General features: G+C 58.0%; 20 protein-coding genes. 14 read left to right on the top strand and 6 right to left on the bottom strand.

Annotated elements, in window-relative coordinates:
- Positions 1-20: 20 nt before the first annotated feature.
- The 6 genes from DESLA_RS0111215 to DESLA_RS20115 all read left to right on the top strand — a co-directional run bounded on the left by DESLA_RS0111215 (position 21) and on the right by DESLA_RS20115 (position 6,568).
- Positions 21-974 carry a ribose-phosphate pyrophosphokinase gene (locus DESLA_RS0111215; protein WP_028572512.1) on the top strand — a complete coding sequence of 318 codons (954 nt, stop codon included), beginning with the start codon at positions 21-23 and terminating at the stop codon, positions 972-974.
- Between the two features lie 25 nt (positions 975-999).
- Positions 1,000-1,611: a 50S ribosomal protein L25/general stress protein Ctc gene (locus DESLA_RS0111210; RefSeq protein ID WP_028572511.1), complete on the top strand. Its 612-nt coding sequence runs from the start codon at positions 1,000-1,002 to the stop codon at positions 1,609-1,611.
- A 183-nt stretch (positions 1,612-1,794) separates the two neighbouring features.
- Positions 1,795-2,451: an aminoacyl-tRNA hydrolase gene (gene pth / locus DESLA_RS20120; RefSeq protein WP_051434612.1), complete on the top strand. Its 657-nt coding sequence runs from the start codon at positions 1,795-1,797 to the stop codon at positions 2,449-2,451.
- Positions 2,452-2,534: 83 nt separating this feature from the next.
- On the top strand, positions 2,535-3,077 hold the full coding sequence (locus DESLA_RS0111200) for a CarD family transcriptional regulator (protein ID WP_028572510.1): 543 nt from the start codon (positions 2,535-2,537) through the stop codon (positions 3,075-3,077).
- 675 nt (positions 3,078-3,752) lie between these two features.
- Positions 3,753-5,000: a transcription termination factor Rho gene (gene rho / locus DESLA_RS0111195; RefSeq protein ID WP_028572509.1), complete on the top strand. Its 1,248-nt coding sequence runs from the start codon at positions 3,753-3,755 to the stop codon at positions 4,998-5,000.
- A gap of 212 nt (positions 5,001-5,212) precedes the next feature.
- On the top strand, positions 5,213-6,568 hold the full coding sequence (locus DESLA_RS20115) for a beta-barrel assembly-enhancing protease (protein ID WP_169732620.1): 1,356 nt from the start codon (positions 5,213-5,215) through the stop codon (positions 6,566-6,568).
- Between the two features lie 89 nt (positions 6,569-6,657).
- On the opposite strand, the gene DESLA_RS0111185 is transcribed toward DESLA_RS20115, so the two are convergent.
- Together DESLA_RS0111185 and DESLA_RS0111180 are read right to left on the bottom strand one after the other, a co-directional pair.
- Entirely contained in the window at positions 6,658-7,911 is a 1,254-nt protein-coding gene (locus DESLA_RS0111185; protein WP_035261734.1) for an ammonium transporter, read from the bottom strand.
- Positions 7,912-7,982: 71 nt separating this feature from the next.
- Entirely contained in the window at positions 7,983-8,321 is a 339-nt protein-coding gene (locus DESLA_RS0111180; RefSeq protein ID WP_028572507.1) for a P-II family nitrogen regulator, read from the bottom strand.
- Between the two features lie 673 nt (positions 8,322-8,994).
- Here DESLA_RS0111180 and yajC point away from each other — a divergent pair.
- The 5 genes from yajC to DESLA_RS0111150 all read left to right on the top strand — a co-directional run bounded on the left by yajC (position 8,995) and on the right by DESLA_RS0111150 (position 14,826).
- The gene (gene yajC / locus DESLA_RS0111175) at positions 8,995-9,342 is read left to right on the top strand and encodes a preprotein translocase subunit YajC (RefSeq protein ID WP_028572506.1); all 348 of its coding nucleotides are present in this window, start codon (positions 8,995-8,997) and stop codon (positions 9,340-9,342) included.
- A gap of 115 nt (positions 9,343-9,457) precedes the next feature.
- Positions 9,458-11,059 (top strand): protein translocase subunit SecD, encoded by a 1,602-nt coding sequence (gene secD / locus DESLA_RS0111170; protein ID WP_028572505.1) that lies wholly within the window; start codon positions 9,458-9,460, stop codon positions 11,057-11,059.
- Between the two features lie 15 nt (positions 11,060-11,074).
- Entirely contained in the window at positions 11,075-12,160 is a 1,086-nt protein-coding gene (gene secF / locus DESLA_RS0111165) for a protein translocase subunit SecF (protein ID WP_028572504.1), read from the top strand.
- A 209-nt stretch (positions 12,161-12,369) separates the two neighbouring features.
- Entirely contained in the window at positions 12,370-13,416 is a 1,047-nt protein-coding gene (locus DESLA_RS20110) for an ADP-ribosylglycohydrolase family protein (RefSeq protein WP_051434611.1), read from the top strand.
- Between the two features lie 336 nt (positions 13,417-13,752).
- Complete coding sequence (locus tag DESLA_RS0111150; RefSeq protein ID WP_035263079.1) at positions 13,753-14,826, top strand: KamA family radical SAM protein; 1,074 nt, start codon at positions 13,753-13,755, stop codon at positions 14,824-14,826.
- A 66-nt stretch (positions 14,827-14,892) separates the two neighbouring features.
- On the opposite strand, the gene DESLA_RS0111145 is transcribed toward DESLA_RS0111150, so the two are convergent.
- Positions 14,893-16,254, bottom strand: coding sequence for a glutamine synthetase family protein (locus tag DESLA_RS0111145; RefSeq protein ID WP_245590047.1), 1,362 nt, complete (start codon positions 16,252-16,254; stop codon positions 14,893-14,895).
- 175 nt (positions 16,255-16,429) lie between these two features.
- Here DESLA_RS0111145 and cls point away from each other — a divergent pair, with 175 nt between their 5' ends.
- On the top strand, positions 16,430-17,884 hold the full coding sequence (cls, locus tag DESLA_RS0111140) for a cardiolipin synthase (protein ID WP_028572501.1): 1,455 nt from the start codon (positions 16,430-16,432) through the stop codon (positions 17,882-17,884).
- Positions 17,885-17,931: 47 nt separating this feature from the next.
- Here the strand turns inward: cls and rsgA are convergent, their stop codons facing one another.
- The 3 genes from rsgA to DESLA_RS0111125 form a co-directional block, all read right to left on the bottom strand.
- Positions 17,932-19,002, bottom strand: coding sequence for a ribosome small subunit-dependent GTPase A (gene rsgA, locus DESLA_RS0111135; RefSeq protein WP_028572500.1), 1,071 nt, complete (start codon positions 19,000-19,002; stop codon positions 17,932-17,934).
- The gene (locus tag DESLA_RS20105) at positions 18,999-19,406 is read right to left on the bottom strand and encodes an RNHCP domain-containing protein (protein WP_051434610.1); all 408 of its coding nucleotides are present in this window, start codon (positions 19,404-19,406) and stop codon (positions 18,999-19,001) included. Before DESLA_RS20105 ends, rsgA begins: the two co-directional genes overlap by 4 nt.
- A 495-nt stretch (positions 19,407-19,901) precedes the next feature.
- Positions 19,902-20,303, bottom strand: coding sequence for a VOC family protein (locus DESLA_RS0111125; RefSeq protein ID WP_028572499.1), 402 nt, complete (start codon positions 20,301-20,303; stop codon positions 19,902-19,904).
- A gap of 195 nt (positions 20,304-20,498) precedes the next feature.
- Here DESLA_RS0111125 and DESLA_RS0111120 point away from each other — a divergent pair, with 195 nt between their 5' ends.
- Positions 20,499-21,182 carry a metallophosphoesterase gene (locus DESLA_RS0111120; protein ID WP_028572498.1) on the top strand — a complete coding sequence of 228 codons (684 nt, stop codon included), beginning with the start codon at positions 20,499-20,501 and terminating at the stop codon, positions 21,180-21,182.
- Positions 21,183-21,191: 9 nt separating this feature from the next.
- Positions 21,192-21,956, top strand: coding sequence for an exodeoxyribonuclease III (gene xth / locus DESLA_RS0111115; protein ID WP_028572497.1), 765 nt, complete (start codon positions 21,192-21,194; stop codon positions 21,954-21,956).
- Positions 21,957-21,971 lie beyond the last annotated feature (15 nt).

Genomic DNA, 21,971 nt, shown 5'->3' with positions numbered 1-21,971 from the left:
TTAATTCAAGGAATCTCTTCATGGCTCTCCATGGCGAACTGAAAATCCTCTCCGGTTCCGCGAACCCTCCCCTGGCCAAGGCCATCTGCGATCACCTGGGTACCAGATTGACGCCTTGCCTGGTTGAAACATTCAGCGACGGAGAGATTCGCGTCGAGATCGGCGACAATGTCCGCGGAGACGATGTCTTCGTCGTGCAGCCCACCTGTGCCCCCGTCAACTACAACCTGATGGAACTGTGCCTTGTGCTGGACGCTCTGAAGCGAGCCAGTGCCAAGCGGGTCACCGCCGTGATTCCGTATTACGGCTACGCCCGGCAAGATCGCAAGGTGGTCCCCCGTGCGCCTATCAGCGCGAAGCTCGTGGCCGACTTTCTGACCGTCGCCGGTGTGCATCGCCTGTTGACCATTGATCTTCATGCCGGACAGATTCAGGGTTTTTTCAACATTCCCGTGGACAATCTCTACGCGGCCCCGATTCTGCTCGACAATATCAAGAAATTGACCGACGTTCCCGAAGACTTGGTTATCGTTTCACCCGATGCCGGCGGTACGGAGCGTGCCCGGGCCTATGCCAAACGCCTTTGCGCGAGCTTGGCCATCATCGATAAACGCCGGGTCTGCCCCAATCAGGCTGAAGCCATGAACGTCATCGGCGACGTGGAAAACAAGGTCGCGGTGGTGCTCGACGACATGATCGACACCGCCGGGACCATGGTCCAGGCAGCCAAAGTGCTCATGGACAAGGGGGCAAAAAGCGTCGTGGCTTGCGCCACGCATGGCGTTCTTTCCGGTCCCGCCGTGAAGCGCTTGCAGGATTCGGCCTTCAACCAAGTTTACGTTACGGACACGATTCCCTTGAAAAGCGAGGCCCTAGCCTGCGACAAGATCCATGCGCTGTCCGTGGCCAGCATCCTGGCCAAGGCGGTGCACAACATCCACACCGAATCCTCGGTCAGCGTCCTCTTTGTCTAATCAATTCCCTTAAGGAGATACAGGCATGTCCAATCAATCAACCCTTAGCGTCGATGTCCGCTCTGAAACCGGTACGGGGCAATGTCGCAGGCTGCGCAACAAGGCTTCTGTCCCGGGCATTTTTTACAATGCCCAAGGAGCGAACGTGCTTTTTTCCGCTGAGCGGACACCGCTTCAAAAACTGTACAACAAGGTCGGGCTCTCGCAGGTCTTTCAACTGGAAATCAAACAAGACGGTGAAGCCCAGCGACATCCGGCGATCATCCGTGATATTCAGTACCATCCCGTCAAGGGTGCCATCACCCATGTCGATTTTTTCGGAGTGGACTTGACCAAGAAGATCAATGTCTACATCCCCGTTGAAGTCACCGGCAAGCCCAAAGGCGTCGTTCTCGGCGGCATGCTGGAAATTTTTCGGGACGAACTTGAGGTCGTCGGTCTCCCTATGTCCATTCCGAAGAAAATCGTCATCGACGTCACGGCGTTGGAAATCAACCACAACGTGCATGTTCAGGACCTGAAGCTCCCCGATAACGTGGAGTTCGTATTTGAAGACAACTTCGCGGTGGTCGGCGTCGTCAGCCCCTCGGCCGGCGATTCCGAGACCGAGGAAGGGGAAGCGGAAAAGGGCGAGTAATCTTCTCCCGCCTTGGCCGAACTTCTTAAACCTTTGGCCAAGGCGGAGATTTTTTCTCTCCGGGCGTCGCCGCCCTCCGCTTTCCCGGCAATTCATCGTCACGGCGTACGAATTTCGTATGGCTCCGCGGCACCCCCGGGTAACGCCGTTCGAACTCCTTTTCTTCTTTTTCCTTAGCTCCACATGCAAAGCCGAGGCTTTCGCGGGCTCATTGTTGGTCTGGGCAATCCCGGCCCGGAATACGAGCGCACTCCGCACAACATGGGTTTTTTGGCCCTGGATGCTCTTTTTTCCGCTTCTCCAAACGTTTGGCAAGCCGTAAAGGCTCCAGTGGGAAAGTGTGAACTCCATCGAGGAGAGAGCAACGGCTCAACCTGGTTGGCCGTCAAACCCTTGACCTACATGAATCGCAGCGGAGACGCCGTTGGACCGCTGGCCCGATGGTACCGCATCCCCGCGGAGCAAATCCTCGTGGTTCATGATGAACTTGACCTCCCTCCCGGCGTCCTGCGCTTCAAAATGGGAGGAGGCGCCGCCGGGCACAAGGGGATACTGTCCATCGTTCAATCCTTGGGAACAAACGCTTTCCCCAGGCTGCGCGTCGGCATAGGCCGTCCTCCGTCCGGTCATGATCCGGCGGGTTATGTCTTGCGCCCCTTTCACGGAGAAGGGCTGGCCGCCCTTTCCGGGACACTGGCCACGGCGGTCACGGCGGTCACGATGTTTTGCACCAACGGGTTGGCCGCGGGAATGCAAGAATTACACGGCAGTCAACGGAAAGCCGAGCTTCGAGCCAAACCGACCGACCCCCCTTTGATTTCTCATGAGAGAAAATTATAGACTCTTCGTCGACTTCAGGATATTGTGAAAAAAGTCATTAGGGGATTATGCTCGATCAGTACCTCATATCAGGAGTGGTGAACGTGTTCTCGGTTAACGACTTGGTAGTTTACCCGGCACAAGGTGTTGGAAAAATCGAGAAAATCGAAAGTCAGGAAATCGGTGGTTGTCCGACGAACCTGTACATTATTCGTATCTTGAACAACAATGTCATGGTCATGGTTCCCGTGCACAACGCCGTGAACGTCGGCCTTCGCGCCTTATGCACCAGCGAGCAGGGCGAAGATATGTTGGGATATATCCGGGACCGATCCGACTTTACCGGATACACGGGTCAAAACTGGAACCGAAGATACCGCGAATACTCGGAAAAACTAAAAAGTGAAAACCTCCGGGATGTTGCCTATGTCCTCAAGGAACTGATCCTGATCGGCAAGGACAAGGAGCTGTCCTTCGGAGAGCGACGCCTACTGGAACAAGCTTTGCATTTAATTACCACGGAACTGGCTTTTTGTCTGGACAGCACTCCGGCCGACATCCGCACCAAAATCTATTCTTTTTTTGAAGACATTCTCAAGCCCGCTGAAGAGGATCAAAGCACCGAGCCGGAGCAGGAGGAAAAGTGAGACCTCGTCGGCTTGCTCTTCGACTCGACTCACGGCCAAGGCCGTTTTTCCTCACGAAGATTAAATTTCCCGGCCTGATCCCGGCATGAGCCGGGTCTTGATCATCAGCAACAATCTAAAGCAGCGATTTCTTCCACCAAGCAAAGCACCTCGCTGGAGCTTCGAAAAAATCTTGCCAAATCGAGCTGTTGTTCGGTAAGTTAAAAAGAACGCGTCATTGGTGTCGAACTGTCTCGGTTTTTCATTTTCATTCCATTCCATCCACGCAAATTTCGACTCATCGCTTCTCTCTATTGCACCGACCGCTTGTCAAAATTTCTTTTTCCATATAAGGCCATCTTCCATCCACGCATGACCATCTTCATACTTAGTTTCTCCGGCGCAATATTCCGGGACGCCGTGCGACGTCAAACGTCGATTTCACACGACTTACTATACTAGCGTAGCATATCCGCTTTTTTGCATATCACATAACGTTGCCTATTTTCGACACACCACTCTTCCTTGTTTTAGGCCATTTCTTTTTTCCGGTGTTTTGATTTAACATCGGTTCTTCAATCGTGTTGCGACATGACTCATTCCATGTCCAATCATATTTTTGTTCTTCTTTTGAATAGATCAGCAATGCCGTTTTACTGAAACTTCTTGCGGGAGATTAGAGCGAAGGTACGAATTATGAACTTGTCCGAATTGAAAACCAAGTCCATGTATGAGTTGACTGAACTGGCGAACCAGTTCAAGGTGGAGAACCCGAGCAACTTGCGGAAACAGGAGCTTATTTTCGCGCTTCTGCAAGCCTGCTCATCACAAAACGGCTCCATATTCGGAGAAGGCGTATTGGAGATTCTTCCCGACGGGTTCGGCTTTCTTCGTTCGCAGATGTACAGCTACATGCCCGGGCCGGACGACATCTACATATCTCCATCCCAAATTCGACGATTCGGTTTGCGTACCGGCGACGTCATCTCCGGACAAATCCGCCCCCCCAAAGACGGCGAGCGATATTTCGCCTTGCTCAAGGTCAAGGAAATCGGCTTCGCCCCACCGGAAAAGTCCAAGCAACTGGTCCTGTTCGACAACTTGACTCCCATTTACCCGGACAAGCGCTTTGTCATCGAAAACGGCAAGGAAAACTACGCTTCGCGGATCATTGATCTGCTCACGCCCATCGGCATGGGACAACGCGGACTGATCGTCGCGCCGCCGCGAACCGGGAAAACCGTTCTGCTGCAAACCATCGCCAACTCCATCAGCACCAACCATCCGGACATCTACCTGATCGTGCTGTTGATCGACGAACGTCCGGAAGAGGTCACGGACATGGCGCGGACCGTCAACGCGGAGGTCGTCAGCTCCACCTTCGACGAGCCCCCGACCAGGCATGTGCAGGTTGCCGAAATGGTTCTGGAAAAAGCCAAGCGCTTGGTGGAGCGCAAGTACGACGTCGTGATTCTCCTCGACAGCATCACCCGCCTGGGACGCGCGTACAACACGGTCACCCCCTCTTCCGGTCGCGTCCTGTCCGGCGGCCTGGACGCCAACGCCCTCCAGCGCCCGAAACGATTTTTCGGCGCGGCGCGAAACATTGAGCAAGGCGGAAGCCTGAGCATCATTGCCACGGCATTGATCGACACCGGGTCGCGCATGGACGAGGTCATCTTCGAGGAGTTCAAGGGAACCGGTAACATGGAGATCTATCTGGACAGGCATCTGGCCGACAAACGCATGTTTCCGGCCATCGACATCAACCGCTCCGGGACCCGCAAGGAGGAACTCCTGCTCAGCGAGGACGTCCTGAATCGCGTCTGGATTTTGCGCAAGGTGCTTTCTCCCATGAATACCCACGATTCCATGGACTTTCTGCTGGGCAAGATGCGCGGCAGCAAAGGCAACCGCGAGTTTTTGGACATGATGAACAAATAGTCCTCAGCGAAGTTCCGGCGAAACATCGCCAAGGGCGACGCCGGTCGTCTTGCACGCTGCCTTTTCATGACTATATTCGGAGGATGCCTCCGTTGCTCTCCCCTCGACTCCGATCGGCCCAAACCCGACGCCCGGCAATTCGGCCGTTTCCGAGAACAATCCGTCGGCTCGAGCCTATCTATGTCGCATTCCTCGGAATCGTCGTCCTGCTGGTGCTGGCCTTTTCCGCGATACGGCCCCCAACGGCTTCCGCCCAATTGTCCCTGGGCCGGTTTACCATCTCCGATGAAATCGAACTGGGCCGTAAATTCAACATTCTGATCAGGTCCCGCATGCCCCTGGTCGAGGATCCGGAAGTCCTCACCTATGTCGAAAGCGTCGTGGAGCAGTTACGGGTCCATATGCCGCCACAGCCGTTCCCCATTCAGGTCGGGGTGATCCGGCATGGTGCGCTCAACGCCTTTGCCGGGCCCGGGGGCCACATCTTCGTCCATACAGGCCTTTTGCAACACCTGGACAATGAATCGGAGTTCGCCGGGGTCGTGGCCCACGAACTGGCCCACGTTTCCCAACGCCACATCGCCAGCCGCATTGAAAAGGCCCAACTCGTCAATCTTGCGTCCTTGCTCGGAATTCTGGCCGGAGTTTTTCTGGGAGGAGACGCCCAGTCCGCCATGGTTTACGGGTCGGTGGCCGCTGGGCACAGTGCCATGCTCGCCTACAGTCGAGAGGATGAAAGGGAAGCCGACCAGGTTGGGATGAACTATCTCGTGGCCGCCGGATTTCCACCACAAGGCATGGTCCAATCCTTTGAAACCATCCGGAAGCTGCGCTGGCTCGGCGGCTCGTTCCCTTTGTATCTGAGCACCCACCCTGGAGTTGAAGAGCGGATTTCCTATCTCAAGGATCGCGTGGACAGAATGCCCCCGGAAGTCCGGAACCGCCAGGAGCGCAACACCGCCTACCAGCGGGCCCGGATGCTGGTCATGGCCCGCTATACGGAACCGGACAAAGCCTTGGCCTTTTTTCATGAGGACAGGCTTGATCCCTGCCTGAACACCCTCGGAAAAGCCATTGCTCTGGATCGGGGCAACCAAATCCTTGAAGCTCGATCCGCTTTTGAACAGGCCTTGGCCTGTGCTTCCGGAGACTCCCTGGTCCTGCGGGAGGCAGGTGACTTTTTTCTGCGCCAGGGGGATTTCGACGTCGCGGTTCGCCACCTCCAGGATGCGGTTCTGCGCAACCCCAAGGACCAAATGGCGCTCTATCATTACGCCAGAGCGCGAATCGCCCTTGGCCAACCCACCGAAGCCATTCCTCTTTTGGAACGCATCCTGGCTCAGCTTCCCGAGCAGTCCGCGGTTCATGCCTTGTTGGGCAGAGTCCTTGGACAGGAAGGGCGTCTTTTTTCCGCGCATCTCCATCTCGCCTATGCCGCTCTCTATTCCAGAGACAAACGGCAATACCAGTTTCATCTGACGCGGGCTCAGGAGCATTCACATACCCGGGATGAAGCCGAACTAAGCAAACTTCGCGAGGTGTTCAAGGAACGTGAAGAGTTTTTGTAAGACGCCTTGAGGGGACTGAAAATAGAAAACGGACGGGCGGCACCTTTGCCGCCCGTCCGTTTTTTCGAGGAGGTTGAAAAGCTTGGAGGTTACTTTCGGGAGCCCCCCGATCCGGTGAACTCCGGGTAGGCTTCGAGACCGCATTCGGCCAGGTCCATGCCCTGATATTCCATTTCCTCGTCCACGCGGATCCCCATGGTCGCCTTCAGGATCATCCAGAGGATCAAGCTGGTGACGAAAACGAACCCGAAGATGCACACGATGCCGGCCAACTGGCCCACCAGGGTCGCGTCCTCGTTGGACAGAAGCACCGCGAGCAGCCCCCAGATGCCGACCACGCCGTGTACGGAAATCGCGCCCACCGGATCGTCGATGCGCAATTTGTCCAAGGCGACGATGGAGAAGACGACGATGACGCCGCCGACAGCGCCGATAATGGTCGCCAGGAGCATGGAGGGCGTGTCCGGCCCCGCGGTGATGGCCACCAGACCGGCCAGGGCTCCGTTCAGTCCCATGGTCAGGTCCGCTTTACCGAAAAGCGCCCGTGCAGTGATGAGTCCGGCGATGACCCCAGCAGCGGCGGCCAAATTTGTATTCGCGAAGACCATGGCCACGGCATTGGCCGACTCCACGTCGGACACCTTCAACTCGGAACCGCCGTTGAACCCGAACCACCCCATCCAGAGGATGAACGTCCCCAAGGTCGCCAAAGGCATGTTCGCGCCGGGGATCGGGTTGATCTGCCCGTCCGGACCGTATTTCCCCTTACGGGCCCCGAGCAGCAGGACCGCGGCCAAGGCGGCGCTCGCACCGGCCATATGCACAATGCCTGATCCGGCGTAATCCGAGTATCCCAGCCCGTCGAGAAAACCACCACCCCAACTCCAGTACCCCTGGATGGGATAGATGAAGCCCGTCAGGACCACGGCGAAGACGAAGAACGACCAGAGCTTCATCCGCTCGGCCACGGCGCCGGAAATGATCGACATGGCCGTGGCCACGAAGACGACCTGAAAGAAAAAGTCGGCGATGTTCGAATAGTATGGGGCGTCCTCGCCACCAGCGACGACATCGGCGACGGAATTGTCTCCGCCAACCAGAAAACTCAAGCCGGGGATGATCGAACTGGAAGAGTCTCCATACATGATGTTGTAGCCCACAAGCATGTACATGATGCAGGCGATGGAGTAGAGGCCGATATTTTTGGTCAAGATTTCCACGGTGTTTTTGGAGCGGACCAGCCCGGACTCCAGCATGGTGAACCCGGCGGCCATCCACATGACCAGCATCCCGGACATCAGGAAATAGAAGGTATCCAGAGCGTAACTGACTTCAAGCAACATTTCCACGGTATATTCCCTCCATTTTGAGAAAGAGCGTTACGTAGCGACGAATCGATTCCCGCTTCTACTGATTACAGGGCTTCCGTTCCGGTTTCCCCGGTCCGGATCCGAAGGCATTTTTCCAGGTCAAAGACAAAAACCTTTCCGTCGCCGATCTTTCCGGTATGGGCGGCTTTCTGAATGGTCTGAATCACCTTGTCCACCTGATCGTCGGCAATCGCCGCTTCCAATTTGAGCTTTGGCCGGAAGTCCACGACATACTCCGCCCCGCGATACACTTCCGTGTGCCCCTTCTGTCGCCCGAACCCTTTAACCTCGGTCACGGTCAATCCCTGAACGCCGATTTCCATGAGCGCGGTCCGGACATCGTCCAGCTTGAACGGCTTGATGACTGCTGTGATCCATTTCATAATCAAGTGCCTCCCTTACGTATGATAAAGATTTACAAAAACCGCATGACACATGCAAAGAGCAAACTCCGTAAACAGCCACTGAATTCATCATGTTCGGAAGCAAAGCAAAGCGCGGACCAAGGATGTTATTTTGCTGGAATATAATGAAATATTCTTTGCGCTCGCGATTGATCGTGTTCCGTGTGCAACATTTTTGTTAATTCAAAGATGTTTTTTTGGCCATCCAGGGGCACAGCATGACGTTTTTGTATTTTCCCCTGTCTCTTTGGGTCGCGGAAATCAAGGATGGTACCTGAAAACCTTTTGTCTCGATGAAGCGCTCTGGGATCGCAAACGCGACGCGAACCCGAGAAATTTCCTCAAGCGCATCCCGGAGTGACGAAAAAAGACGCCGAGATGTCTTTACATAATTGTAGTAAAAAACACTGGAGCGCGCTCGCGTTCAGGATCGGTCCGCTCATCTTCGGAGGTGCCGTGTTTCCACGCGATACAAAAGCCCTGTACATCCGCCATGATGTCATGTAGGGATTTGCCCGTTCAGGCACGCGGCAGACCAATTCAGCGACTGATATCAACGTCCGACATCAACGTCTGATACGCGCGAAAAAAAAGCTTCGCTGGAAAACACGGAAGCGAATTTTATCCACACAAGAACCTTAAGGAGTGCACGATGATTTTTGAACCAAGCTTGGCCTACGCCATGGGAACCTCCGGGGCCGAAGCCCAGGGCAATCCGATCACCGCGTTCGTTCCGTTGATCGTCATGTTCGCGATCTTTTACTTTCTGCTTATCCGTCCCCAACAGAAAAAAGCCAAGCAGCACCGCGAAGTCCTCACCAACCTCAAGAAAGGCGACCGCGTCCTGACCGCCGGAGGTCTTTACGGACGCATCCACTCCATCAATGACGACATGCTGACCCTTGAAATCGCCGACAACGTCAAGATCCAGGCCAACCGCAACTACATCGCCGGCCTCGCCGAGACGGACGTCAAACCGGTCAGTCGGGACCCCAAATAACACTTCCCTACAACTCGTAGAGAGCGTCTCCGCGGCGACGCGCCGGACCGGTTTCGTGCGCTTTCCGCGCCGGGAACGCTCGCCTGCCTGCTTGGAACCACTCTGAGGAACAGCCATGAAGATGAGCTTGCGAATACGGATCGTCCTGGCCGTGATCGGCCTTTTGTTGGGCGGCCTGTATGCTTTGCCCGCCCTGACCAACCTCCAGGGTACGTTCTTGGGGAAAGTCCTGCCGGAAAGCGAGATCCGGCTCGGTCTGGACCTGCGGGGCGGGATGCATTTGACGTTGGGCGTCGACATTCCCAGGGGCGTGGCCAACACCATGGCCCAATTCGGCCAGGACATCCGCTCCGAGGCCCAGGATGAAGGCATTTTCATCCTCCGGCCGCAAGTGGTGAACGACGTGAAACTGGAATTCACGCTGGCCCGCGGCGCACAACAGGATGACCTGGAGCGGATGCTCCGCAACCGCTTCGACAACCTGCAGATCCTCTCCAAGGAAACACAGGAAGCGGGGCAGATTCGCTATGCCGTGGGCATGACCCAGCAATACCGGGCCCATGTCGAGGATCTGCTCGTGGAGCAGGCCATCAAGACCATCCGTAACCGCATCGACCAGTTCGGCGTGGCCGAACCGGACATCCGCCGCCAAGCAGACGGACGTATCCAGGTTCAACTGCCCGGCCTTCAGGATCCGGAACGGGCCGTGGCCATCATCGGACAAACCGCCCATCTGGAATTTAAGCTGGTGGACGACCAGGCGGACATCGACCGCGCCTTGCGCGGCATTTTGCCCCCGGATGCGGAACTGGCCTCCATGCACACCCGCAACCCGGACGGCTCGGTTTCCCAAACCCCCATCGTCATCAAGCGGGACACCCTGATGACCGGGGAATTCATCACCGATGCCCGGGTCAGCTTCGATCAGTTCAACCAGGCTTACGTCGGGCTGAACTTCAATGCGCGCGGATCCAGGCTGTTCGAACGGATCACCGGAGAGAACACCGGCCGACGGCTGGCCATCGTCCTGGACGGCAACGTCCATTCCGCGCCGGTGATCCAGGAGCGCATCGCCGGAGGGCGGGCCAGCATTACCGGGCGCTTCACCACCGAGGAAGCCACTGACCTGGCGCTGGTGCTCCGGGCCGGGGCACTGCCCGCCCCGGTGCACATCATGGAAGAGCGCACCGTAGGCCCCTCCCTGGGTCGGGAATCCATTGAGCGCGGCCTGCAAGCGGCCCTGATCGGCGGGGCGCTGATCCTTGTTTTCATGCTTGTCTATTACAGCATGTCCGGAATCGTAGCCAACGCGGTCCTGTGTTTGAACATTTTGCTGGTCATGGCCGGGTTGGCGGCTTTCGGGGCCACCCTGACCCTGCCCGGCATCGCGGGCATCATCCTGACCATCGGTATTGCCGTGGACGCCAACGTGCTGATCTTCGAGCGCATTCGGGAAGAAATACGACGCGGTCTTACCCCTGCCATTGCCATCGACGAAGGCTACAGCCGTGCGCTGAAGGCCATTCTGGACGCCAACATCACCACCATCATCGCGGCCATCGTCCTGTATCAGTTCGGCACCGGGCCGATCCGGGGCTTTGCCGTGACCTTGTCCCTGGGTATTTTGGCGTCCATGTTCACCGCGATTTTCGTCTCGCGGATATTCTTCGATTTCTGGCTGAAATGGCGCAAGCCCGGTACGCCGTTGAGCATATAAGGAACAGGTGACAGCATGGGACTGCAAATCATTCGTCCGGACACCCGGATCAACTTTTTGAAAATGCGGTATGGGGCCTTCCTCATATCCGGCTTGCTGATTCTGGCCGGCCTCCTTTCCCTGGTCGTCAAGGGCGGGCCCCAACTAGGTATCGACTTTTCCGGCGGCATGATCATTCAGATTAAGTTCGACCAACCGGTGGAGCTGAGCCGCGTCCAGCAGGCCCTCCGGGATGCCGACCTCCCCGGTCTTGGGGTACAGCGCTTCGGCACGGCCCAGGACAATGAGTTCCTCGTGCGGACCTCGTCCTCGGATCTTGTTTCCGACGAGGTCCGCCGGGATATCCAAAACAGTCTGGATCAGAATTTGGCTGGCGTCGGATTCGACATCCAGCGCCTGGAAATGGTCGGCCCACGAGTTGGCGCTGATCTCCGCGCCCAGGCCATGGAAGCGCTGTTCTACGCCATTTTGCTGATAGCGATCTACATCTCAGGCAGATTCGAACAACGCTGGTTCCCAGCCGTGATCATGGCCGCCGGCCTGACCGGGGGTATCGCGGCCCTGCGCTGGCTTGGCCTGCCCATGGAACTGCTGGTGGTAGCTGCGCTACTGATCACCATCGGCCTGTGCTGGAAGCTCAAGCTCTCCTACGCCCTGGGAGCGGTGGTCGCCCTGGTCCACGACGTGTTCATCACCCTGGGAATGTTTTCCCTGCTGAACAAGGATCTGGACCTGGCCATCATCGCCGCCTTTTTGACCATCATCGGCTATTCCCTCAACGATACGATCATCGTCTACGATCGCATCCGGGAGAATATCCGCGACAAGGTGGACATGACCCTGCCCAAGGTGATCAACCTGAGCATCAATCAGACTCTGAGCCGGACCATCCTTACCTCCGGAACCACCCTGATGGTCGTGCTCTGCCTGGTCTTGCTGGGCGGCGGCGTGATCCACGACTTCGCCCTGGCCCTGCTCATCGGCATCGCCGTGGGGACCTTCTCCTCCATCTTCATCGCCAGCCCGATCCTGCTGGGCCTGTCCAAGATCGCGGACGTGGACCTGGAGGCCGAACGGGCGACCGACACCGTCGCGGTGTGACCGGAAAAACACATTAAATCGACTTTCATCTTGGCTTTTGCGAGCGGCCCGGCGGATATCCGCCGGGCCGCTTTTGTTTGGAGGAAGGGAACCCCTCAGAGGATACTCGGAAGTTCGTCGTAATCGCCATAGACAATTGACCATGGCTGATCAGGACTTATTACTGAACGGAAGAAGTCGCCCGTCACCCTTCAAACAAGGACGCAGCCATGCTCAAACATACACCGGAAATCAGCTCCCGCCTCTCCGGGGCGCTCTATGGATTTCTGATCGCGGACGCCCTGGCCATGCCCGTGCACTGGTATTATGATCGGCTTTCCTTGCACAAGGACTACGGCCTCGTCCGGGACTACCAGCAACCCCGCAACCCCCATCCGGACAGCATTCTCTGGCGCTCCCGCTACCGCCCGGCCGGTCCGGAGGCGGACATCCTGCACAATCAAGCCATGTTCTGGGGCGAACGGGGCGTACATTATCATCAATTCCTGCAGGCCGGTGAAAACACCCTGAACATCAAGCTGAGCCGGTTGCTCATGGAGCACCTCTTGGAGTCCGAAGGCTACGATCCTGACCGCTATCTCGCCAAATATGTCGCGTTCATGACCACCCCCGGCAAACATCACGATACCTATATTGAAGAGTCTCACCGGGAGTTTTTCAAGGCCTGGGTCTTGCACAGGAAAGGCATGACGGCGGCCGCGCCGGAAGAGAAACACATCGGCGGACTGTGTCTGCCGGTTCCGATCCTGCTTTTCTTCCACGACCAGCCGAACAGGGGCCTCCTGCTCGGCCAACGTCACCTGGAATTGACCCACCCCGGCCCGCTCATGAGCGACGCCTTCTCTGCTTTCAGCCTGACCCTGCAATCCGTTCTGGACGGCATGGACATCCGCCAAGCCCTGGAACAGGAACTTCCGGAGAAGTCGCGCTTTTTCACCGACCATTCCTTTGAAGACCTGGCGGATCGCGACGATGTGGACGTGGCCCTCAATGTCTTCAGCACGGCCTGTTACGTCCAGCAATCCCTTCCGCTGGCGTTTTATCTGGCTTGGAAATATCAGGATGATCCGGAGCAGGCCCTGATCGTGAACACCAATCTTGGCGGCGACAACTGCTACCGGGGTGCCGTGCTCGGTGCCCTGTTAGGGGCCATGCATGGAGAACGGGCCTGGCCAGAGCGTTGGATCGACGGTTTGCTGGCCCCTCCGACTCGATTCATGACCTACCTGACCGACGACGCCCGAGTCCTCGCCTAGCAGCAGTCAACGTCGCGTCCTCCATCGTGGAATCAACGGGGGCAGAAGCTGTCTACAGCTTCTGCCCCCGTTTTTTGTGAAGCCGTTTCCAGCAACTCTGCTCACGCAAGCGCTTTTCTCATCCAGGAAGGATCGTTTTTCAGGTGAGAGCGTGAGTCTGAGGCGAGCGGAGCGCTTCAGTCCTTTTTTGAGCTGCTTTTGACCGACTTTTGACCGAAAAATGAAAACCCCTTGATGCCGCATCGTTTTTTCGGCACAACGAGGGCTTTGCATCCCGGACCCGAACGCTCCAGCGACCGGGTACGCGGAAAAATGAGCATCGATCGGAGGTTCATCATGGATTTGTGGCAGGAACAGATGCGAAATCACGTCAACACGTTGGACAAACTCAAGAACTACATCACCGTCACGGATCGGGAAGAACGGGCCATCACGGAAATGCCGACCCGCTGGGGAACCACCCCCTACTTCGCCGCGTTGATGGACCGGGACGACCCCGACTGTCCGATCCGCAGACAGGTGGTACCCAGCATCCAGGAACGGGAGAACACTTACGGCGTTCCCAATTATTTGATCTGGAAGGAAAACAGGGACACTTCGGAAGTTCGGCCGGACTGCATCGCCAGACAATACGTGGATCGGGTCGCTTTCACCGTTTCCGATGCCTGTGCCATCTATTGCCGACATTGCTTCCGCAAGGAGCTGGTCGTGGACCGGGACCTGCAACTGCGCTTCGACGTCGAGGAGGGGTTGACGTGGATTCGGGAGCACCCGGAAGTGCGGGACGTGTTGATCACCGGGGGAGATCCTTTCCTGTTTTCAGATGAGAAACTAGACTACTTGATCCGCAAGCTTCGCGAAATGCCGCACTTGCAGATGATCCGCTTCGGAACGCGGACCCCCATCGTCCTGCCGCAACGGGTCACCGAAGGGCTGAAGAAGGTCCTCGCCGGCCGCCATCGGGTGCCCATCTGGATCAACACCCAGTGCAACCACCCCAAGGAAATCACCGAGCAAACCGCACAGGCCGTTTACGACCTGCTCACCTGCGGGGTGAATGTGGGCAACCAGGCGGTGCTGCTCAAGGGGATCAACGATGATCCGGCCACTTTCCGCGAACTGCATCAAAAGTTGCTGACCGTGCGTATCCGGCCTTACTACGTCTTTTATTGCGAGCCCGCGCCGGGCATCGATCACTTCCGAACCCCGGTGGAAAAAGGCGCTGAACTGATCCGGGACGCCATCCGCGGCCACACCACCGGCCTGGCCCAGCCCATGTACGTCATCGCCACGAATATCGGCAAAATACCGCTGATGCCCGACTATTACATTCAGGGGAAGGACGAAAAGGAATACACCCTGCGCAACTACCAGGGCAAAACCACCCAGTGGCCGAATATCCCGGAATAGCCACTACGCTCATTCCGTTTCCGGCCAAGGGCCCGGAGGCTTCCTCCGGGCCCTTGGCTTTCTCGTTTAACAGCTCAAGTAATTCCCCAGCTCCCGCGGCGTGACGTGGGTGCGGTGCTCTTCCCAACTGGCGATTTTCAAGCACATATAGTGCTTGTAGATGCTCTCGCCCAGAAGGTTGCGCAAGAATTCGCTGCGCTCCGCCTCCACCAAGGCCTCGTACATGCTCCGGGGCAGAAAGCGTTCGTCCCATACCCGGCAATCCCAAAGACCACGATAAACGCTGCCCACGTCCGGCGGTCCGCACTCTGCCCCTTCCCGGAGCCCCTGTAACCCCATTTCGATCAAAGTCGCCATCTGGAGATACACGTTGCCCGACGGGTCCGGACTACGCAGTTCCAGGCGGGTGCTTTCCGGGCTGGCGCAGTGGGGCAGGCGGACCATGGAGCTGCGGTTCTTGATCCCCCAGCCCACGACCATGGGCGCTTCGCGTTCGGCCACATAGGCTTTGTAGGAATTGTACGTGGAAGCCATGATGATGGACGTCTGACGGGCGTACTTCAGAATCCCGGAGATGAATTGCCGGGCAAGGCTGCTCAGCCGGTGCTCGCCCTGGGCATCGTGGAACAGGTTTACTCCGTTCTGATCCCACATGGAGATATGCAGGTGGAAAGCGCTGCGGTTCTGGCCGTCAAAGGGCTTGGGCATCAACGTCATGTGCATGCCCTCTTCCGCGGCCACCCGTTCGGCGACATAGTTGAAGAGCAGGGTCCTGTCCGCGGCGGACAGGGCGTCCGTGTGTTCCAGATTGATCTCGTGCTGGGAGGCCGTGACCTCGTGATGGGTCTTTTCATGGCGGATGCCGCAGCGCTTAAGGGTGCGGATGATCTGGTTGCGCACGAAGCCGCCCTTGTCGTGGGGATCGGAGTGGAAATAGCCTGCCTTGTCCGAATGAATGTTTTTGGTGAAGTCGTCGCTTTTGAGGAGAAAGAACTCGTACTCCGGAGCCACCTGAAAGCGCACGCCGAATTCGTCCATGGCCCGCTCCAGGGTCCGCTCCAGGACGGCCCGCGGATCGGAGAGAGACCGCCCGCCCATCAAATTCAGTATCCGGGCGATACAGAAGCCGATCCGCTCACTGTTGAACTCCAGTACGCGGTAACTCTCCGGTACAGGGAGCAACAGTCGGTCGCTGTCGTCCACCGTGGTGATTCCGGCAATGGAACTGCCGTCAAAGCCGACACCTTTTTCCACGATCTGGTCCATGAACTCCGGATTGATGGTCAAGGTCCGAAGCCGTCCGTTCAGGTCCGTGAAAAAAATTTTAATGAACTCCACCTCCTCGTCCTTCCACGCCGCGGTCGTTTCTCGGGCCAAATCCGGAACCGTTTCCGAATCGGTTCGCGTTCCATCATCTTCCTGCCGCACGCCGTCCTCCTTGATCTCGGGTTACCGATGACATAACGGAGTAACCATGTCTCCGTGTCCTGTGATGCATCCCAGACCTAGTGAAAAAAACTTCGTTTCTCAATAACCCACGGCTGATTTCATGCTCCACGCCCTGCCCCCAGAGTCCCTAAGTTCTCGAACCCCGGAGTGCTGAATGGAATGGCAATTCATGGAGAACTGGCCCGCTCTGCTCGGGGCTGCCTTTTTTTTGTATTGGCTGACGGTTCTGGTGGTCCTGATCAATGACCAGCGCGATCCGACCAAAACCCTGGCCTGGCTGGTATTGCTCTCTTTTCTGCCTCTTTTGGGCTTGGCTCTGTACTATTTTTTCGGCCGCAACTGGCGCAAGCTCGCCGAGCAGCGAGGATTGCACGAACGGCACCGGGCCATGGCCGGTCCGACCATGCGCTCCGTTCATGCCAGGCACGCGGACATGGCGGAAACCGGTCGGGAGTGGGCCGAAGAACGAGGTTACTCCCGGCTGGTCCAGCTCATCGAGCAAACCGAGTTCACCCCGCCCCTGCCGGCTTGTGACGTGCGCATCCTGCCCAGCGGCGCGGAAAAGTTCGCGCTTTTGAAGGAAGATCTGGCCCAGGCCAAGGAGACCATCAATATCCAGTATTTCATCTGGGAGCGGGATCGGCTGACCGCGGAACTGTGCGCCATCCTCCTGGAGCGACTGCGGGCCGGGGTGGAAGTGCGGATGCTCAACGATTTCATCGGCAATCTGCCCTACCGCAAGACCGAACTGAACCGGCTGGCCAAGGCCGGGGCCAAGGTCCGCTTCGATGTCCGGCAGCTCAACAGGGCCAATTACCGCAACCACCGCAAGATCGTGGTCATTGACGGAGTACGCGGATACACCGGCGGGATCAACGTCGGCCAGGAATACATCGACGGAGGCCGGCGCTTTCCGGCTTGGCGGGACACTCATGTTCGCTTTTGCGGCCCGGCGGTGGCCGAACTCCAGAAGCTCTTCGCCTTGCGCTGGTCCGAGGCCAGCCGGGAAAACCTGTTCTCAACGCGTTTCTTTCCGGAACAGTATCCCATGCCCGGAACGTGTGTTCCGGTCCAAATCACGGCCACCAGCGTGGAGGACAAGTGGCAAACCGCCCGCCGGGCTCACGTGCTGGCCATGGGCCACGCCCGCAAGCGGATCTGGATTCAGTCGCCCTATTTCGTGCCCGACGAACAGATCTACGAAACCATGGTCAACGCGGCCCTGGCCGGAGTGGACGTTCGCCTGATGATGACCGGCCTGCCGGACAAACGCACCGCCTGGTACGCGGCCCAAACCTACTTCGGCCCGCTCCTGGAGGCCGGCGGCCGGATCTATTACTACATGCAAGGCTTCCTGCACGCCAAGACCATGACCATCGACGGCAACCTGCTGGCCATCGGGACCATGAACATCGACATGCGCAGCCTGGAACTGCACAAGGAGCTGATGGTCTGGTTCCTGAACGAGGATCTGGCCCGACGCCACGACGCCATCTTCGAGCAGGACCTGGAGTCCTGCGAGGAATACACCCCGGCCCGCCTGCGCTCCCTCTCCAGACTCGCCGTGTTCCGCAACTCGGCCATGCGCCTGGCGTCCAATCTGCTTTAGCGTCTTGCCCCGGTGAAAAACGCCGGGGCAAGACGCTGATCCGTTCATCATCTCCCTTTATATCGATATACCTCCCGAACCGTCTTCTGGATGGTTTTCCAGCGCTTCTTTTCCTGAATCCTCAGCAGGACATCCTGCTCTCGTTGATGAAACCTGGTTTCCTTGCATTGACGCAGCCAGCTCTCGTATCGATCCATTTCCAGCAATCCCTCCGCAAGAGCATGCTGCACGGCGCAGTCCGGCTCACCGTTATGTGAGCAATCCCGGAAACGGCATGAAGCCGCCAGTTCGTCGATGTCCTCAAAGGACCGGTCCAGGGCTTTTTCATCGGCCAGAAGTTGAATCTCCCGCAGGCCGGGCGTGTCGATGAGCATCGCACCCGTCGGCAGGACCATGAGTTGCCTGTGCGTGGTCGTGTGTCGGCCCCTGCCGTCCGCCTCGCGCACGACTGAGGTCTTCCGGGCTTCCCGGCCGATGAGGGCGTTGATGATCGACGATTTGCCCACTCCGGAGGAGCCCAGCAACACGCCGGTCCGCCCAGGACCGAGGAGCGTCAGTAGGTCACGCAAGCCGCCTCCCGTTGCGGCGCTGATCAAGAACACGGCAACACCCGGTGCAATGGCTTCGGCTTGGAGCCGGGCCAGTTCCGGCTGGGCGTGAAGATCCGCCTTGTTCAGAAGAACGACCGGATCGGCCCCGGACTCCCAGGCCAAGGTCAAATAACGCTCGATGCGTCGGGGATTGAATTCCCGGTCCAGCCCGCTGACCAGAAAGGCGATGTCTGCGTTGGCCGCGACCACCTGTCCCTGGCTTTGCCCGCCGACCATGCGCCGGATAAAAGCCGACCTTCTGGGCAGAAGTTCGTGGATCACGCCCCGAGAGGATGCATCTCCCGGTTCCGTGACCACCCAATCGCCCACGGCCGGATAATCGGCGCGGGCCGCGGTTCGGTGCCTGAGTTTTCCGCTCACTTCAGCCTGAAAGCGTCCATGCTCGTACAAAAGGGTGTACACCCCCCGGTCTTCCCGACTGACCCGCGCCGGAACGAGTCCGGGCCGCGGTCTGGAAGCAAAGGCATCAGTCAAGCTGGAGGTCCAGCCCAAGGAATGGAGGTTCATGGTCGCACCTCCTCGGTGCCGGGTATCAGTCGCGGCAACTGGTCCATGGGGAACGGAGGCTTGCTCAAGGGACGCACGGCCAAGGAAAGCAGGGCCAGCGGGTTGTCGTCGCCGGCGATGCGGTTCATGCGGATCAACCCGCAGGATTGGCAGCGATGCAACAAGGCCCAGTCGCCATCATAGCGCACGGCAACGCCGACGGGTTCCATTCGTCCGTGACAGCCGCTTCTCCGGTCGCCGGTACGCAGGTCGACGTGAAGACTCCAGAGGCAGTGGGGGCAATGATTTCGATGCTGGGTGCCGGGAGCTTCCCCGGGCACGGTGCGGCTGCAGTGACCGCAAAGAAAGGCGTTGGGAGACGGCAAAGCGCCGCCCCGACCGCGCATGTCGGATCTGGTTCGCATTGGAATTGTCCTGTGTCTTGTCGTTGTTTGGATAAGGCGACGCGCCTTCGAACAGCCGAGGAGGCGGATCGAATCGGAGGACGCCTGCACGGACCTCAGCCCGAGCGCTCCAGGGACGGGGGATGGACGGGACCGGACGAAGGAAATCAAGTACCGAAAAGCCGGAACTCGACGCCTACGCCGCTCCTACACTTGCGCCACTCTCAACGACAAACACGGACATGCAAAACCTTTATGGAATGGTGTTGAAAAACAGCCGCGCTCTATTTCATGTGATTCGGCGGTCTGTCAAGAGGGAATGATCGAAAATTCGACGAGAGCACGACAACCCCAACCATATCCCAAATAAAAAAACGGCACGACCTTGGAGATCGCGCCGTTTAATCACGCCTTGCCTTCTGTTCGGTCGGCGGCGAGGAGTATCTTCACAAGGGCAAGTCGTCCACCTGGAGTCGTTCCCGCCGAAGTGTCCCGCGCCGACAACTCACTGGCAAATCATTTGCCAACAGCTTGGAATGTATAAGTGATTACGGACAGGACCGCTCCTTGAGGATCTTGGATAACGCTGAACCGGCCAACGCCGGGGATGTCCGTGGGCGGGAGGAGCACCCGCCCTCCGAGTTCCGGGGCTTTGCGGGCCACGGCGTCCACGTCCGTTACCGTAACGTAGGTCCCCCAGTGCGGCGGCATGCCCTCCGGCGCCTGAGGCGGCATGGCCATGATCCCACCCACTTCCTCTCCTCCGGCCTTGACCACGGTGTAATCCATGCCTTCCATGGGCATGTCCTCGATCTCCCAGCCAAGCAAATCCCCATAAAATTTCTTGGCTCCCTCCACGTCGCTGGTCAGCAGCTCGCTCCAGCTGAACGCTCCATTCGTTGTAAACCTGTCGCTCATGTTTCTCCTCCCGTGTTTTGGGTGATGGTTCCGTGTCCATTACGGAATCCGGTTCGAACCATCAAGACCTGAAGAGGTTGGTGTTAGAAGTCGATGGCTCGTGCCGTGAATCCGCTCTTCAAAACGAAAAGGAAACAGGATATCAATATGCACGATGCTTTGAGACACAACTCTTCACCCCCACGGAGGAAGACCGTGAGCACACTCCCTTTTTGGATCGGATTCGGCGACATTCATGAACAGACCGCGAACATTCGCCTGATCCCGGAACTGGCCGACGCCGCGGCGGTCCTTGTCAGCGGAGATCTGACCAATCGTGGCCGCAAGAACGCCGCCGAGCGGATACTTCGGGATATCCAGCGCATCAATCCCAGAATTTTCGCCCAGATCGGCAACATGGACTATCCGGAAGTCGAGGATTTTCTGAATCTCCAGGGAATGAACATCCATGCCCGCGGCCTGGACCTGGGAAACGGGGTCGGCTTGATGGGCGTGGGCTACTCCACCCCCACGCCCTTCGGTACGCCGGGTGAAGTCTCCGACGAGCAATTGGGCCTTTGGCTGGTCCAGGCCCATGAGCCGGTCAAGGACCTGCCGCACCTGCTCCTGGTGGCCCACAATCCGCCCTTCAACACTGCCGCGGACAAGGTCGGCGGCAGGACGTCCGTGGGCAGCAGAGCAGTGCGCGCCTTCATTGAGACGATTCAGCCGGAGGTTTGCCTGACCGGGCATATCCACGAAGCCCGGGCCGAGGATCGCATCGGCAAGACCCAGGTAATCAATCCCGGCCCCCTGGCCGGGGGCGGATACGCCCTGATCCGGTTGACGGAGTCCGGCCTGCGGGGCGAGTTGCGGATGACCGGCAAGGCGCGGTTATAGCGAGGGACCATGAAACTGTACTCATGGAACGTAAACGGCTTTCGGGCCGTGCTGAACAAAGGCTATTGGGAATGGTTCCGCCGGGCCGACGCCGACGTGGTGGGCCTGCAGGAGATCAAGGCCACGCCGGATCAACTCGCCGATGAGGACCGGCGGGTTTCCGGTTATCTGGACTATTGGAATCCCAGTCGGACCAGGAAAGGCTATTCCGGGGTGGCCTGCTTCAGCAAAAGGGAGCCCCTGGCCGTGGCCGAGGAACTGCCCGATGAGCGCTTTCACGGAGAAGGGCGGGTGCTTCGGCTGGATTTTCCGGAGTTTCATTATTTCAACATCTACTTCCCCAACGGCCAGATGAGCCGGGAGCGGCTGGACTACAAGCTGGGCTTTTACGAAGCCTTTCTGGACCATGTCCAGGAGTTGCGTCGCTCCAAACCCATCGTGGTCTGTGGGGACTTCAACACCGCACATCGGGAAATCGACCTGAAAAACCCCAAGGCCAATGCCGAGACTTCCGGCTTTCTGCCCATCGAGCGGGCCTGGATCGATTCCTTCATCGCCGCCGGATACGTGGACACCTTTCGGATGTTCAACGACCAGCCGGACCAATACACATGGTGGACCTACCGTTTCGGCGCCCGAAGCCGCAACGCCGGATGGCGTATCGACTACTTCTTCGTCTCCGAGGAACTCAAGCCCAACGTCCGCCGCGCTTGGATCGAACCTGAGGTCCTGGGGTCGGATCATTGTCCGGTGGGGCTGGAGTTGGCATTGTAGTCGGCTCACCTTTTT

The sequence above is a fragment of the Desulfonatronum lacustre DSM 10312 genome (assembly GCF_000519265.1).
GTDB lineage: Bacteria > Desulfobacterota > Desulfovibrionia > Desulfovibrionales > Desulfonatronaceae > Desulfonatronum > Desulfonatronum lacustre.
The sequence above is the reverse complement of the archived record's forward strand: the minus strand, read 5'-3'. Positions and strand labels throughout refer to the sequence as shown.

Excerpts from the sequence above, each read along its gene's own strand:
- DESLA_RS0111150 (WP_035263079.1), top strand. The coding sequence starts at position 13,753 with ATGGATTTGTGGCAGGAACAGATGCGAAATCACGTCAACACGTTGGAC.
- DESLA_RS0111125 (WP_028572499.1), bottom strand. The coding sequence starts at position 20,303 with ATGAGCGACAGGTTTACAACGAATGGAGCGTTCAGCTGGAGCGAGCTG.
- pth (WP_051434612.1), top strand. The coding sequence starts at position 1,795 with ATGCAAAGCCGAGGCTTTCGCGGGCTCATTGTTGGTCTGGGCAATCCC.
- DESLA_RS0111215 (WP_028572512.1), top strand. The coding sequence starts at position 21 with ATGGCTCTCCATGGCGAACTGAAAATCCTCTCCGGTTCCGCGAACCCT.
- yajC (WP_028572506.1), top strand. The coding sequence starts at position 8,995 with ATGATTTTTGAACCAAGCTTGGCCTACGCCATGGGAACCTCCGGGGCC.
- secD (WP_028572505.1), top strand. The coding sequence starts at position 9,458 with ATGAAGATGAGCTTGCGAATACGGATCGTCCTGGCCGTGATCGGCCTT.
- DESLA_RS20105 (WP_051434610.1), bottom strand. The coding sequence starts at position 19,406 with ATGCGAACCAGATCCGACATGCGCGGTCGGGGCGGCGCTTTGCCGTCT.
- DESLA_RS0111185 (WP_035261734.1), bottom strand. The coding sequence starts at position 7,911 with ATGTTGCTTGAAGTCAGTTACGCTCTGGATACCTTCTATTTCCTGATG.
- xth (WP_028572497.1), top strand. The coding sequence starts at position 21,192 with ATGAAACTGTACTCATGGAACGTAAACGGCTTTCGGGCCGTGCTGAAC.
- DESLA_RS0111210 (WP_028572511.1), top strand. The coding sequence starts at position 1,000 with ATGTCCAATCAATCAACCCTTAGCGTCGATGTCCGCTCTGAAACCGGT.
- cls (WP_028572501.1), top strand. The coding sequence starts at position 16,430 with ATGGAATGGCAATTCATGGAGAACTGGCCCGCTCTGCTCGGGGCTGCC.
- DESLA_RS0111180 (WP_028572507.1), bottom strand. The coding sequence starts at position 8,321 with ATGAAATGGATCACAGCAGTCATCAAGCCGTTCAAGCTGGACGATGTC.
- rho (WP_028572509.1), top strand. The coding sequence starts at position 3,753 with ATGAACTTGTCCGAATTGAAAACCAAGTCCATGTATGAGTTGACTGAA.
- secF (WP_028572504.1), top strand. The coding sequence starts at position 11,075 with ATGGGACTGCAAATCATTCGTCCGGACACCCGGATCAACTTTTTGAAA.
- DESLA_RS20110 (WP_051434611.1), top strand. The coding sequence starts at position 12,370 with ATGCTCAAACATACACCGGAAATCAGCTCCCGCCTCTCCGGGGCGCTC.
- rsgA (WP_028572500.1), bottom strand. The coding sequence starts at position 19,002 with ATGAACCTCCATTCCTTGGGCTGGACCTCCAGCTTGACTGATGCCTTT.